Here is a 14,110-nt window from a genome sequence, read left to right as displayed (position 1 = left end):
CGCGCGTTTGCGGGGTGCTACTTGCGCGGCACCGTCGCGCCGCCCTCCGCGTCCACGACCTTGCGGTCGCCCAGCGGCTTGTCCAGGGTCACGGTCTCGGTGAACTCCTTGGCCATCATGACGCAGACCTCGCCCTTCTTGTGGGTCTCCGTCACCTTCACGCGCACGCTGCCCCCGCTCTCGTCGGCCGACGCCGAGTAGTCGCTGCAGACGCCGCCCCAGAAGTGCAGCGTCAGGGACTTGCCGTCCGCGCGGTAGGACTCGACGTGCAGGGCCGGGTCCTTCGCGCCCGTACCCGGCTGCTCGGTGCCCGTGCCCGGCTTCTCGGTCGGGGTCGGGGCGGGCGACGGCGTGCTCGGCGAGGTGAGGAACTTCGGATCGACCGCCGGATGCGTCACCGTGAACGCGTCCTTGGCGCCCTGTGGCCGCACGTCGAACAGCCAGGCGGGCACGAGCGTCTGGCGCCCGTCCACGAAGTGCGCCGCGAGCCCGAACGTGGCGTCCTCCACCGCGACCGGCTGCGGCTTCGGGGGCGCGGACGAGGGCTCCTCGCAGGGTGCCTGCTTCTCGCCCTCCTTGCCCGTCGCGTCCTCGGGCACCGCGGTGGCGCAGCCGCCGATGCCGACGCGTCCGTCGCCGTCACCGGTCCTGTTGAGCTGGTCCAGGGTCTTTTCGGCGCTGATCACCGGGTACGTCGCACCCTTCTCCGGTGCCTTCAACTGGCCGCTGCCGCCGACCACTTGGCCGTCCGATCCGACCTGGATACCGGTCGACCAGCCGTACGTCGGGAGATCGCCCACCTTGGGGTCGGCGTTCACCACCCGTACACCGCCCATGAGTTGGCCCGCGTCCAGCTTCGCGTCGTCCTGGCCCACGGCCTTCAGGACGGGCGCAGCCGCCTTCTTCGCCGCGCTCTCGCCGACCGCCTCACCCTCGCCGTTCGGCGCGACGGACGTGTCCGAGCTCTGCGAACCGTCCGAACAGGCCTTGCTCTTCTGGCAGTTGTCGCTGCCCCCGGAGGCGTACCGCGAGAACGTCCAGGTGCCCGGCGCCTCCTTGCCCACCTGGAGCGAGGGCCCGGAACCGTCCTTGGTGGGGCCGATCTTCCAGGCGCCGTCCCGCGAGACAGGCTCGCCCGTGACGCCGAGGGCCTTGGCGAGCTCGGTGACCTGGGCCCGCGTGACGGTGCCCCGCGCGTGGTAGACCGCCGCGGAACCCGGGCCGTCGGGCAGCTTGCCCTCGGCGCGGTAGGCGGCGCCGTTCGGGTCGGGCTCTCCCGGGGCGATGCCCTCGGTGCCGCCTTCCTGCCGGTCGCCGTCCGTGTGCCCGTCGAGGGCGAGCGGGGGAGGCGTGCCGCCGTCGCCGACGGGAGAACTGCCGTTGCCGCCGCCGCTGCCGCCGGACGCGGTCGCGGCGAAGTAGGCGCCGCCGCCACCGACGAGCAGCACCGTGGCCGCCACCGACGCGACGGCAAGGCGGGAACGCCGCCGGTGCTGCTCGGCCGCGTCATGGTCGGATCGCTCGGTGCTCACCGCATCGCTCCTTCGACTGCACTGCTGTCCCTGGAGGCCCGTGCGTGGGCCTCGTTCGTATTCCGCGTCCCCTTTACGGGGGACAGCGGTGGGACGCAGCGGGGGAGCGCGCGGTTCCCTCGGCGCGCGCCGACGCCCCTCGCCTCAGTCGCCGTACTCGGACATGCCGTCGATCAGCCGCGCGGAGGCGGGCGGGACGCTGACCCCGTGGATCAGCGAGGGCGACACCGGAACCGTCGCGGCGGACGCGGGGGTCACCCAGTGAGGGGCCATGCGGGCGCAGTCGCCGCGCAGTGTCTCCAAGGTCTCGGAAGGCAGCTCGACGGGACGTGCGGTGACGACATGCTTCGAGATAACGGCCATAACCGCACCGTACGCATCGCACACCCGGCGAAAAAAGACCTACTAACGGGTAGTTTGGCCTCTTCAGCGGGGGTGTACCGACCCGGTAGCGTGAAGTGTCAACCCCTCGCCTCTCCTCCACAGGAGCATGCCGTCGTGCGTATCGCAGTCACCGGCTCCATCGCCACCGACCACCTGATGACCTTCCCCGGCCGCTTCGCCGACCAACTGGTCGCGGATCAGCTGCACACGGTTTCCCTCTCATTCCTGGTCGACGCCCTAGACGTACGCAGGGGAGGTGTCGCCGCCAACATCTGCTTCGGCATGGGCCAGCTCGGTACCGCGCCGATCATCGTCGGTGCGGCGGGCTCGGACTTCGACGAGTACCGCGCCTGGCTCGACCGGCACGGCGTGGACACGGCCTCGGTCCGCATCTCCGAGACGCTGCACACGGCCCGCTTCGTGTGCACCACGGACGCCGACCACAACCAGATCGGCTCGTTCTACACGGGAGCGATGAGCGAGGCCCGCCTCATCGAACTGAAGACCGTGGCCGACCGCGTGGGCGGCCTCGACCTGGTCCTCATCGGCGCGGACGACCCCGAGGCGATGATGCGCCACACCGAGGAGTGCCGGACGCGTCGGATCCCCTTCGCCGCGGACTTCTCCCAGCAGATCGCGCGCATGGAGGGCGAGGAGATCCGGACCCTCCTGGACGGCGCCACGTACCTCTTCTCGAACGAGTACGAGAAGGGGCTCATCGAGTCCAAGACCGGCTGGAGCGACGCCGAGATCCTCTCCAAGGTCGGCCACCGCGTGACCACCCTCGGCTCGCGCGGCGTGCGCATCGAGTCCAGCGGCCAGGACCCGATCGAGGTCGGCGTCCCCGAGGAAGAGGCGAAGGTCGAGCCGACCGGCGTCGGCGACGCCTTCCGTGCGGGCTTCCTGTCGGGTCTGGCCTGGGGCGTCTCCCACGAGCGCGCGGCGCAGGTCGGCTGCATGCTCGCCACCCTGGTCATCGAGACCGTCGGCACCCAGGAGTACGAGCTGCAGCGCAGCAACTTCATGGACCGCTTCACCAAGGCGTACGGCCATGAGGCGGCCTCCGACGTCCGGACCCACCTGGCCTAGTCACCCGGGCCACCCGGCCCGGTCAGGAGCTCCGGCGGACCACATAGGCCGAACCGTGGTCCGCCGGCTCCTCGCCCACGTACTCCTGGCCCCGCATCTCGCACCACGCCGGGATGTCGAGCCGCGCCGCCTCGTCGTCGGCGAGGACCGTGACGGTGCCGCCCACCGGCACGTCCCCGATGACCTTGGCGAGCTCGATGACGGGGAGCGGGCAGCGCTTGCCGAGCGCGTCCACGACGAGGGAGGCGGACCGCGCACGCGTCGTCGGCGCCGCCGGAGCGCCCAGTTGTTCGCGCACCCCGGCCACCACGCCCGGCAGAACCTCCAGAAAACGCTCCACGTCGGCTTCCTGGGTCCCCCGTGGGAGTGACACCCGGACGTTGCCCTCGCTCAGGACGCCCATCGCCTTCAGGACGTGGCTCGGGGTCAGCGTGGAGCTGGTGCAGGACGAGCCGGACGAGACCGAGAAGCCGGCCCGGTCCAGTTCGTGCAGCACGGTCTCCCCGTCGACATAGAGACACGAGAAGGTCACCAGGTGGGGCAGGCGCCGCACCGGGTCGCCCACCACCTCCACGTCCGGCACGAGCCCCGGCACCCGGGCCCTGATCCGCTCCGTCAGCTCCCGCAGCCGGGCGCTCTCCGCGGCGGCCTCGGCCTGCACGGCACGGAGCGAGGCCGCGGCGGCGACCACCGCCGGGATGTTCTCGAAGCCCGGGGCGCGCCCCGACTCGCGCTCGTCGGCGGGGCCTTGCGCGGCGAACCGCACCCCCTTGCGCACCACCAGCAGCCCCACGCCCGCGGGCCCGCCCCACTTGTGGGCACTCGCGGCGAGCAGCGACCACTCCCCGGCCACCCGGCCCCACGGCAGCGACTGCGCCGCGTCCACCAGGAGCGGCACCCCGGCGCCGCGACACGCCGAAGCGACGTCGGCCACCGGCTGCTCGGTGCCGACCTCGTGGTTGGCCGACTGGAGGCAGGCGAGGGCCGTGTCGGGGCGCAGGGCAGCGGCGTACGCGGCCGGGGTCACCGCGCCGGACCGGTCCACCGGGATCTCCGTCACCGCCCCGCCGTCGGCCTCGAGGGCCGCCGCCGCGTGGAGCACCGAAGAGTGTTCGACCGCCGACACCACCAGATGCCGCCCGACACGCCGACGCCCCGCCAGCGCCCCGGCGATCCCGGAGTGCACCGCGCGGGTGCCGGAGGGCGTGAAGACGAGCTCGTCCGGGCGGCAGCCCACCGCGTCGGCGGCGGCCTCGCGCGCCGCGTCGAGCAGCAGCCTGGCCCGCCGCCCCTCGCGGTACAGCCGAGCCGGATCGGCCCACCCCTCGTCCAGCGAGGCCTGCAGGGCCTGCCGGGCCACGGGGTGGAGGGGAGCGGAGGAGGCGACATCGAAGTAGGGCACACGGCAACGCTAGAGCGTGCCCCGGTCGGAGCGCCCCGAAGGGGCGCGGGGAACGGCGCGACGGGCCGGGGCGGACCCGCGGTCGCGGACGACGGGCTTCCGCCGAGCCGCCGGGCGTCCGACCCCCCGTCAGAAAGGGGTGGACGGCGGAGGGTCCCACCCTTCGGAGTGACCCGCGGCGCGTTAGGCACCCTCCCCGCGCGACCCCAAATAGCGTCCAGTAAGGTTTGGCCCGCATAAACATCCAAACCCCTGCCCGCCGCAGGGCGGCGACCGACGACCGAGAAGGCCGCACCCGACCGCGCGGGCCGAGACTCTCGGGAAGGCGCTACGTGAGTCCCAACGGCTCCGACCGCTCGTCGCGGCGCCCGATGCGGCGGAAGCTGCCGCAGGTGCTGACTGCGGGCCTGATCCTGGCAACCGCGACAGGTTGCACATACAAGGACTTTCCCCGCCTTGGTATGCCCACCCCGGTAACGGAGGAGGCTCCGCGGATCCTCTCCCTCTGGCAGGGCTCGTGGGCGGCAGCGCTCGCCACGGGCGTGCTGGTCTGGGGTCTGATCCTGTGGAGTGTCATCTTCCACCGGCGCAGCCGTACCAAGATCGAGGTACCTCCGCAGACGCGTTACAACATGCCCATCGAGGCGCTCTACACGGTGGTTCCCCTCATCATCGTCTCGGTGCTCTTCTACTTCACGGCACGTGATGAGTCGAAGCTCCTCCACCTCGACGAAAAGCCCGCCCACACGGTCAACGTGGTCGGCTACCAGTGGAGCTGGGGCTTCAACTACATCGAGGACGTGCCGGGTTCCAACAAGGACGACGCGAAGACGGCCAAGGAGCTGGAGGCCATCCCGGACAAGTTCCGCGATGCGTTCCCGTCCAACGCCGGCGGCGTCTACGACGTCGGTACGCCCGGCCAACGGAACCCGCAGAACGGCAACCCGGGCCCGACCCTCTGGCTCCCCAAGGGCGAGAAGGTCCGCTTCGTGCTGACTTCGCGTGACGTCATCCACTCCTTCTGGGTGGTGCCGTTCCTCATGAAGCAGGACGTCATCCCGGGCCACACCAACGCCTTCGAGGTGACTCCGAACAAGGAGGGCACCTTCATGGGCAAGTGCGCCGAGCTCTGCGGTGTCGACCACTCCCGGATGCTCTTCAACGTCAAGGTCGTTTCCCCCGAGCGCTACCAGAAGCACCTCGAGGACCTGGCGAAGAAGAACCAGACCGGTTACATCCCGGCCGGCATCGAGCAGACGAAGCACGAGAAGAACCGGGAGACGAACAACCTGTGAGCATCCTCAACGAACCTCAGGGTGCCGCGGCAGCAGAAGACTCGTCCGAGAACGAGCTGCCGGTACGGCGCGCACAGCCGGGCGCTGTGGTCATCAAGTGGCTGACCACCACCGACCACAAGACGATCGGCACGCTCTACCTGGTCACGTCGTTCGCGTTCTTCTGCATCGGCGGCGTCATGGCGCTCTTCATGCGCGCCGAACTCGCTCGTCCCGGCTCGCAGATCATGTCGAACGAGCAGTTCAACCAGGCGTTCACGATGCACGGCACGATCATGCTGCTGATGTTCGCGACGCCGCTGTTCGCCGGATTCGCGAACTGGATCATGCCGCTGCAGATCGGCGCGCCCGACGTGGCGTTCCCGCGGCTGAACATGTTCGCGTACTGGCTGTACCTCTTCGGCTCGCTCATCGCGGTGGCCGGCTTCCTCACCCCGCAGGGTGCGGCCGACTTCGGCTGGTTCGCCTACTCCCCGCTGTCGGACGCCGTCCGCTCGCCGGGCATCGGCGCCGACATGTGGATCATGGGTCTGGCCTTCTCCGGCTTCGGCACGATCCTCGGTTCGGTCAACTTCATCACCACGATCATCTGCATGCGCGCTCCTGGCATGACGATGTTCCGGATGCCGATCTTCGTGTGGAACGTCCTGCTGACCGCGGTTCTGGTCCTGCTGGCCTTCCCGGTGCTTGCCGCAGCGCTGTTCGCCCTGGAGGCGGACCGTAAATTCGGCGCCCACATCTTCGACGCGTCCAACGGCGGCGCACTGCTGTGGCAACACCTCTTCTGGTTCTTCGGCCATCCAGAGGTGTACATCATCGCGTTGCCGTTCTTCGGAATCATTTCCGAGGTCATCCCGGTCTTCTCCCGCAAGCCGATGTTCGGCTACATGGGCCTGATCGGCGCGACGATCGCGATCGCGGGTCTCTCCGTGACCGTGTGGGCGCACCACATGTACGTCACCGGTGGCGTGCTCCTGCCGTTCTTCTCCTTCATGACGTTCTTGATCGCCGTACCGACGGGCGTGAAGTTCTTCAACTGGATCGGAACGATGTGGAAGGGCTCACTGAGTTTCGAGACACCGATGCTCTGGGCCGTCGGCTTCCTGATCACCTTCACCTTCGGTGGTCTGACCGGCGTCATCCTGGCCTCGCCGCCGATGGACTTCCACGTCTCCGACTCGTACTTCGTGGTCGCGCACTTCCACTACGTCGTCTTCGGCACCGTGGTCTTCGCGATGTTCTCCGGCTTCCACTTCTGGTGGCCGAAGTTCACCGGCAAGATGCTGGACGAGCGGCTCGGCAAGATCACCTTCTGGACGCTGTTCATCGGCTTCCACGGCACGTTCCTGGTGCAGCACTGGCTGGGCGCCGAGGGCATGCCGCGTCGTTACGCGGACTACCTCGCGGCCGACGGGTTCACCGCGCTGAACACGATCTCGACGATCGCCTCGTTCCTGCTCGGCCTGTCGATCCTGCCGTTCTTCTACAACATCTGGAAGACGGCCAAGTACGGCAAGAAGATCGAGGTCGACGACCCGTGGGGCTACGGCCGCTCGCTCGAGTGGGCGACGTCCTGCCCGCCGCCGCGGCACAACTTCCTCACCCTGCCGCGGATCCGTTCCGAATCCCCGGCGTTCGACCTGCATCACCCTGAGATCGCGGCTCTCGACCAGCTCGAGAACAGCGGCCACGGTGACAAGGCGCTCGCGGGCGGCAAGGAGGCCGGCAAGTGAAGGTCCAAGGCAAGATGTTCATCTGGCTGAGCGTCTTCGTGCTCGCCATGGCGATCGTCTACGGCTGGTGGTCCAAGGAGCCGGCCGGTACGACCGCGCTGTTCCTGGCCTTCGGCCTGTGCATCATGATCGGCTACTACCTGGCCTTCACGGCCCGGCGTGTCGACGCGTCCGCACAGGACAACAAAGAGGCCGACGTGGCGGACGAGGCCGGCGAGGTGGGCTTCTTCAGCCCGCACAGCTGGCAGCCGCTCTCGCTGGCCATCGGTGGCGCGCTCGCCTTCATGGGCGTCGTCTTCGGCTGGTGGCTGCTGTACTTCTCGGCCCCGATCCTGATGATCGGTCTCTTCGGCTGGGTCTTCGAGTACTACCGGGGCGAGAACCAGACCCAGTGAGTCTGTGATCTCCCGCCTCACCGAGGGGCCCGGACACTCCGTCAGGAGCGTCCGGGCCCCTCGGCGTGTCGCGGCCGACCCTCGTACGGGTCACTCGGCGCGCCGGAGCGGATGAACCTTCATACCGTGTGTTCATGAGCCACTCACCGCGAATCCGCACGGTACTGAGCTGCACCATGCTGGTGGCCGCCCTCGGGGTGGGAACCACGGCGTGCGGCAGCTCCGACGGCCACCCGCTCTCGGCTAAGCCGTACGACGCGGCGGGCCAGATCGCCTTCAACAGCCCGGTGGGCAGCCAGAAGGCGGATCCGGACAAGCCCCTTGAGGTCACCGCGCAGGGCGAGGACGGGCGCATCACCGATGTGACGGCCACCGACGCGCAGGGGCGGTACGTGGCGGGCGAACTCGCCGCCGACGGCGCTCGTTGGCACAGCACGGCGCCCCTGGCGGCGGGTGCGCACTACACGGTGCGGGTCAGCACCGAGGACGAGGAAGGCTCGCCGGGCCGCAAGGTGTTGAACTTCGACACCAGCGCCGCGGCCAAGAAGAAGCGCCTCGACGTCACCTTCGGTCCCGATTCGGGCAAGTACGGCGTCGGCCAGCCCGTCACGGCCAAGCTGAGTGCCAAGGTGAAGGACAAGAAGGCCAGGGCCATCGTGGAGCGCGCGCTGAAGGTCGACTCGCAGCCCGCCACGGAGGGCGCCTGGCACTGGGTGGACAGCAAGACGCTGCACTACCGCGCCAAGGAGTACTGGCCCACCGGCGCGACCATCAACGTACGGAGCAACCTCGAGGGCATCAAGGTCCGCGACAAGCTCTGGGGCGGCGAGGCCAAGCCGCTGAAGCTGACCATCGGCGACCGCATCGAGGCCGTGACGGACGCCGGTTCGCACTGGATGACGGTCTACCGCAACGGCGAGGAGATCAACTCCATGCCGGTGACCACGGGCAAGCCCGGCTACTCCACGCGCAACGGCGTCAAGGTGGTGCTCGGCAAGGAGTACTCCGTACGTATGACCAGTGCCAGCATCGGCGCATCGGACTTCTACGACAAGATGGTCTACTACGCGACGCGGGTCACCGACTCCGGCGAGTACGTGCACGCCGCGCCCTGGTCGGTCGGCTCGCAGGGGTACGCGAACACCAGCCACGGCTGCACGGGCATGAGCACCGGCAATGCCGCCTGGTTCTACGAGACCGTCCGGCAGGGCGACATCGTGAAGGTCGTCAACAGCTACGGCGCGGACATGGATCCGTTCGGCAACGGCTTCGGCGACTGGAACGTCGACTGGAAGGACTGGCGGGACGGCAGCGCCCTGTTGGGCGGCGCCAAGGACGGCCCCACGGCCGTCGACGCGGCCCGGCTGCGGCCGCAGGTCTGATCGGCCGCAGGACACCCCGAGAAGCGACGAGAGGGGCCCGTGCGTCCGCGCGGGCCCCTCTCGTGCGCCAAGTGCCGCGTCAGGCCTGGACGGCCAGCCTGTGGCGCAGCAGAGCGGCCAGAGAGTCCGCGAACTCGACCGGATCGACCGGAAGGGTCACGGCGGCCTCCGCGCGGCTCCAGGTGGCCAGCCAGGCGTCCTGCGGGCGTCCCATGAGCAGGAGCACGGGCGGGCACTGGAAGATCTCGTCCTTGAGCTGACGGCAGACCCCCATGCCGCCGATGGGGGTGGCCTCGCCGTCCAGGACGCAGACGTCGATGCCGCCCCGGTCGAGTTCCTTGAGCACGGCGGGCAGCGTCGCGCACTCGATGAACTCGACCGCGGGAACGTCCGCCGCCGGCCTGCGTCCGGTGGCCAACCGGACCTGCTCGCGGGTGCTCGCGTTGTCGCTGTAGACCAGCACCGTGGCGGTCGGCTGCATTGTTCCTCCGCTTCGTTGAGGGGCTCTCGGCCGGGGACCGATGCGCGGATGCTACTCCTCCGGACACCCCGTCAACAGCGGTTCGGACAGCCCTTCGATGGGCCATACGGGCAGGACACACCCCACAGACACTCCGAACGGCACCCCCCGGGGTGAGGGCGGGATAAGCGACCGACATAATGTCGGTCGTGGCGACAGCAACGACAGTAGATACCGGGCACGCGCACCCGCCGGTCAATCGGCCGAACCTCACCAGCGTCGGAACCATCATTTGGCTGAGTTCCGAGCTGATGTTCTTCGCGGCCCTCTTCGCGATGTACTTCACCCTGCGATCGGTGACAGGTCCTGAGCACTGGAAGGAAATGGCGTCCGCGCTGAACTTCCCGTTCTCGGCGACGAACACCACGATCCTGGTGCTCTCCTCCCTCACCTGTCAGCTCGGCGTCTTCGCCGCCGAGCGTGGTGACGTGAAGAAGCTCCGGATGTGGTTCATCGTCACCTTCATCATGGGTGCGGTCTTTATCGGCGGTCAGGTGTACGAGTACACCGAGCTGGTCAAGCACGAGGGCCTCTCGCTCTCGTCCGACCCGTACGGCTCGGTCTTCTACCTGACCACCGGCTTCCATGGCATGCATGTGACAGGCGGGCTCATCGCCTTCCTGTTGGTCCTCGGCAGGACGTATGCGGCCAAGAGGTTCACCCATGAGCAGGCGACCGCAGCCATCGTCGTGTCCTACTACTGGCACTTCGTCGATGTTGTCTGGATCGGTCTCTTTGCCACGATCTACATGATCAAGTAAACGGGGCCGGGCTCAGCCGGGCCCGACGTTCCGAACTCATTCCAGAAGCATCGACGCAGAAGATCCTGACACCGGGGTAATCCGTGAAAAAGCTCTCCGCACGACGACGCCACCCGCTGGCGGCGGTCGTCGTACTACTCCTCGCGCTGGCGGCCACCGGGGGGCTGTACGCCGCGTTCGCACCCGCGGACAAGGCGCAGGCCGACGACACCGCCCAGTCCCTCGCCATCGACGAGGGCAAGAAGTTGTACTCCGTGGGCTGCTCCAGCTGCCACGGAACCGGCGGTCAGGGGTCCTCCGACGGTCCTAGCCTGGTGGGCGTCGGCGCAGCCGCCGTCGACTTCCAGGTCAGCACCGGCCGTATGCCGCTGCAGCAGCCGGGCGCCCAGGCGCCGAAGAAGAAGGCCATCTACAACCAGGCCCAGATCGACCAGCTCGCGGCGTACATCGCCTCGCTGGGCGCGGGCCCGACCATCCCCACCGCGAAGCAGTACAGCCCGGACGGGGCGGACATCGCCAAGGGTGGCGAGCTGTTCCGCACCAACTGCGCGCAGTGCCACAACTTCACCGGTGAGGGCGGCGCGTTGACGAAGGGCAAGTTCGCCCCTTCGTTGGAGGATGTCTCCCCGAAGCACATCTACGAGGCCATGCAGACCGGCCCGCAGAACATGCCGTCCTTCCCCGACACGATCATGCCGGAGAAGAACAAAAAGGACATCATCGCGTACCTCGACGCGGTCAACGGCGAGCAGACCGAGAGCCCTGGCGGTCTCAAGCTGGGTGGCCTGGGTCCGGTCAGTGAAGGCCTGTTCGGCTGGATCTTCGGTCTCGGCACGCTGATCGCGGTCGCCGTGTGGGTCGCCGCTCGGACCGCAAAGGCCAAGAAGTCATGAGTAGCCAAGAGAATCCAGAAGAGAACCTGCCCAGCGTGCAGGAGACCGAGCACGGCTCGGTGGCGGTAGCGGACGAGAACCCGTTCGCCGACCCGGGCCTTCCGCCCCATGAGCATCGTGTCCAGGACATCGACGAGCGGGCCGCCAAGCGGTCCGAGCGTGCGGTCGCCTTCCTGTTCACGCTCTCGATGCTGGCCACGATCGGCTTCATCGCCTCGTACGTGGCGTTCCCGGTCGACAAGCGCGTCTTCATCTGGCCCATCGGCCACATCAGCGCGCTGAACTTCTCCCTGGGCATGACCCTGGGCGTGGCCTTGTTCTGCATCGGCGCGGGCGCGGTCCACTGGGCCCGCACCCTGATGTCCGACGTGGAGGTCGCCGACGAGCGGCACCCCATCGAGGCCGAGCCCGAGGTCAAGGCCAAGGTCATGGCCGACTTCAAGGCCGGTGCCGCGGAGTCGCAGTTCGGCCGGCGCAAGCTGATCCGCAACACGATGTTCGGCGCGCTCGCCATGGTGCCGCTCTCCGGCGTCGTCCTGCTGCGTGACCTCGGTCCGCTGCCGGAGGACAAGCTGCGGCACACCCTGTGGTCCAAGGGCAAGCTGCTCGTGAACATGAACACGAACGAGCCGCTGCGCCCGTCGGACGTTCAGGTCGGCTCGCTGACCTTCGCCAAGCCCGAGGGCCTGGAGGAGCACGATCACGACTTCCAGAAGGAGATCGCCAAGGCGGCCCTGATGATCGTCCGGATCCAGCCGGACAACATCAAGGACAAGCAGGAGCTCGAGTGGTCGCACGACGGTGTCGTCGCGTACTCCAAGATCTGCACCCACGTCGGCTGCCCGATCTCCCTGTACGAGCAGCAGACGCACCACGTCCTCTGCCCGTGCCACCAGTCCACCTTCGACCTCTCCGACGGTGCCCGAGTGATCTTCGGCCCCGCCGGTCACGCGCTGCCGCAGCTGCGGATCCGCGTGAACGAAGAGGGCTACCTCGAGGCGCTCGGCGACTTCGCTGAGCCCGTCGGTCCTGCTTTCTGGGAGCGCGGATGAGCACTACGACGACTGATACGCGTAAGAAGGAGGCGCCCGCCGGAGAGCGGGTCGCCGACTGGGCCGACGGTCGCCTGGGGATCTACTCCCTGGCCAAGGCCAACATGCGCAAGATCTTCCCGGACCACTGGTCCTTCATGCTCGGTGAGATCTGCCTCTACAGCTTCATCATCATCATCCTCACGGGTGTGTACCTGACGCTGTTCTTCCACCCGTCGATGAACGAGGTGGAGTACCACGGCAGCTACATCCCGCTGCAGGGTCAGCTGATGTCCGAGGCGTTCAACTCGACCATGCACATCAGCTTCGATGTGCGCGGTGGTCTGCTGATCCGGCAGATCCACCACTGGGCGGCGCTGATCTTCCTCGCGGCGATGTTCGTGCACATGATGCGCGTCTTCTTCACGGGTGCCTTCCGCAAGCCCCGCGAGGTCAACTGGGTCTTCGGCTTCCTGCTGTTCGTCCTGGGCATGTTCACCGGCTTCACCGGTTACTCGCTCCCCGACGACCTGCTCTCCGGAACCGGTGTGCGCTTCATGCAGGGCGCCGTCCTGTCCGTGCCGGTCGTGGGCACGTACCTGTCGATGTTCCTGTTCGGCGGGGAGTTCCCCGGCGGCGACTTCGTGGCCCGGTTCTACTCGGTGCACATCCTGCTGCTGCCGGGCATCATGCTCGGGCTCGTTGTGGCGCACCTGATCCTGGTCTTCTACCACAAGCACACGCAGTTCGCGGGTCCCGGCAAGACGAACAAGAACGTCGTCGGCATGCCGCTCCTGCCGGTCTACATGGCGAAGGCCGGAGGCTTCTTCTTCCTGGTCTTCGGTGTGATCGCGGCCATCTCGGCGATCGCCACGATCAACCCGATCTGGGCGCTCGGTCCCTACCGTCCGGACCAGGTCTCCACCGGAGCCCAGCCCGACTGGTACATGGGCTTCTCCGAGGGTCTGATCCGTGTCATGCCGGGCTGGGAGATCAACGCCTGGGGTCACACGCTCGTCCTGGGCGTGTTCATCCCGCTGATCATCTTCCCGCTGGTCCTGGTCGCGATCGCGGTCTACCCGTTCATCGAGTCCTGGGTCACCGGGGACAAGCGCGAGCACCACATCCTGGACCGCCCGCGCAACGTCCCGACCCGAACGGCCTTCGGCGTCGCGTGGATCACCTGGTACTTCGTGCTGCTCGTCGGTGGTGGAAACGACCTCTGGGCCACGCACTTCCACCTGTCGATCAACGCGATCACCTGGTTCGTGCGCATCGCCTTCTTCGTGGCACCGGTCCTCGCCTTCATCGTCACCAAGCGGATCTGCCTGGGTCTGCAGCGGCGCGACAAGGACAAGGTCCTGCACGGCCGCGAGTCGGGCATCATCAAGCGCCTGCCGCACGGTGAGTTCATCGAGGTCCACGAGCCGCTCAACCAGGAGCAGCTGCACACGCTCACCGCGCACGAGCAGTACGCGCCGCTCGAGATCGGCCCCTCGGTCGACGAGAACGGCGTCGAGCGCAAGGTGTCGGGTTCGCAGAAGCTCCGGGCCAAGCTCTCGAAGGGCTACTACGGGGAAGACGGTCAGATCCCCAAGCCCACCACCGAGGAGTACAAGGAGATCACGAGCGGCCACGGCCACCACTGATCGTCTGACGCTCCGACCAGAGATCGCCACGGCGGGAGCCCCGT

The 14,110-nt window shown here is 68.1% G+C and carries 13 protein-coding genes; 9 read left to right on the top strand and 4 right to left on the bottom strand.

The window, feature by feature from the left end; genetic code table 11:
• Positions 1-17: 17 nt before the first annotated feature.
• A complete protein-coding gene (locus ACZ6ZP_RS02230) occupies positions 18-1,532 on the bottom strand; it encodes a hypothetical protein (RefSeq protein WP_469405243.1) in 1,515 nt (504 codons plus the stop codon).
• A 144-nt stretch (positions 1,533-1,676) separates the two neighbouring features.
• Positions 1,677-1,895: a hypothetical protein gene (locus ACZ6ZP_RS02225; RefSeq protein ID WP_361470524.1), complete on the bottom strand. Its 219-nt coding sequence runs from the start codon at positions 1,893-1,895 to the stop codon at positions 1,677-1,679.
• 135 nt (positions 1,896-2,030) lie between these two features.
• Here ACZ6ZP_RS02225 and ACZ6ZP_RS02220 point away from each other — a divergent pair, with 135 nt between their 5' ends.
• A complete protein-coding gene (locus ACZ6ZP_RS02220) occupies positions 2,031-3,005 on the top strand; it encodes a carbohydrate kinase family protein (RefSeq protein WP_351159487.1) in 975 nt (324 codons plus the stop codon).
• A gap of 22 nt (positions 3,006-3,027) precedes the next feature.
• Here ACZ6ZP_RS02220 and ACZ6ZP_RS02215 read toward each other — a convergent pair whose 3' ends face one another.
• Positions 3,028-4,407, bottom strand: coding sequence for a cysteine desulfurase/sulfurtransferase TusA family protein (locus tag ACZ6ZP_RS02215; protein ID WP_361470522.1), 1,380 nt, complete (start codon positions 4,405-4,407; stop codon positions 3,028-3,030).
• 332 nt (positions 4,408-4,739) lie between these two features.
• On the opposite strand from ACZ6ZP_RS02215, the gene ctaC reads away from it, so the two are divergent.
• The 4 genes from ctaC to ACZ6ZP_RS02195 all read left to right on the top strand — a co-directional run bounded on the left by ctaC (position 4,740) and on the right by ACZ6ZP_RS02195 (position 9,212).
• A complete protein-coding gene (gene ctaC, locus ACZ6ZP_RS02210) occupies positions 4,740-5,702 on the top strand; it encodes an aa3-type cytochrome oxidase subunit II (RefSeq protein ID WP_351159480.1) in 963 nt (320 codons plus the stop codon).
• Entirely contained in the window at positions 5,699-7,435 is a 1,737-nt protein-coding gene (ctaD, locus tag ACZ6ZP_RS02205; protein WP_351159477.1) for an aa3-type cytochrome oxidase subunit I, read from the top strand. Before ctaC ends, ctaD begins: the two co-directional genes overlap by 4 nt.
• Positions 7,432-7,830: a cytochrome c oxidase subunit 4 gene (locus tag ACZ6ZP_RS02200; RefSeq protein ID WP_351159475.1), complete on the top strand. Its 399-nt coding sequence runs from the start codon at positions 7,432-7,434 to the stop codon at positions 7,828-7,830. Before ctaD ends, ACZ6ZP_RS02200 begins: the two co-directional genes overlap by 4 nt.
• Positions 7,831-7,964: 134 nt before the next feature.
• Positions 7,965-9,212 carry a L,D-transpeptidase gene (locus ACZ6ZP_RS02195; RefSeq protein WP_383819408.1) on the top strand — a complete coding sequence of 416 codons (1,248 nt, stop codon included), beginning with the start codon at positions 7,965-7,967 and terminating at the stop codon, positions 9,210-9,212.
• A gap of 79 nt (positions 9,213-9,291) precedes the next feature.
• Here ACZ6ZP_RS02195 and ACZ6ZP_RS02190 read toward each other — a convergent pair whose 3' ends face one another.
• Positions 9,292-9,693, bottom strand: coding sequence for a DNA-binding transcriptional response regulator (locus tag ACZ6ZP_RS02190; protein WP_351159469.1), 402 nt, complete (start codon positions 9,691-9,693; stop codon positions 9,292-9,294).
• A gap of 179 nt (positions 9,694-9,872) precedes the next feature.
• Between ACZ6ZP_RS02190 and ctaE the strand changes: the two genes are divergently transcribed.
• From ctaE to qcrB, 4 genes are all read left to right on the top strand, one after another.
• On the top strand, positions 9,873-10,493 hold the full coding sequence (ctaE, locus tag ACZ6ZP_RS02185) for an aa3-type cytochrome oxidase subunit III (RefSeq protein ID WP_160504601.1): 621 nt from the start codon (positions 9,873-9,875) through the stop codon (positions 10,491-10,493).
• 83 nt (positions 10,494-10,576) lie between these two features.
• Positions 10,577-11,386, top strand: a complete 810-nt coding sequence (gene qcrC / locus ACZ6ZP_RS02180) for a cytochrome bc1 complex diheme cytochrome c subunit (RefSeq protein ID WP_351159465.1) — start codon at positions 10,577-10,579, stop codon at positions 11,384-11,386.
• The gene (qcrA, locus tag ACZ6ZP_RS02175) at positions 11,383-12,438 is read left to right on the top strand and encodes a cytochrome bc1 complex Rieske iron-sulfur subunit (protein ID WP_351159462.1); all 1,056 of its coding nucleotides are present in this window, start codon (positions 11,383-11,385) and stop codon (positions 12,436-12,438) included. The genes qcrC and qcrA overlap by 4 nt, the downstream gene beginning before the upstream one ends.
• Positions 12,435-14,066, top strand: coding sequence for a cytochrome bc1 complex cytochrome b subunit (qcrB, locus tag ACZ6ZP_RS02170; protein WP_351159460.1), 1,632 nt, complete (start codon positions 12,435-12,437; stop codon positions 14,064-14,066). Before qcrA ends, qcrB begins: the two co-directional genes overlap by 4 nt.
• Positions 14,067-14,110: the final 44 nt, after the last annotated feature.

This window comes from Streptomyces sp. NPDC054047, assembly GCF_055585065.1.
The sequence above is the reverse complement of the archived record's forward strand: the minus strand, read 5'-3'. Positions and strand labels throughout refer to the sequence as shown.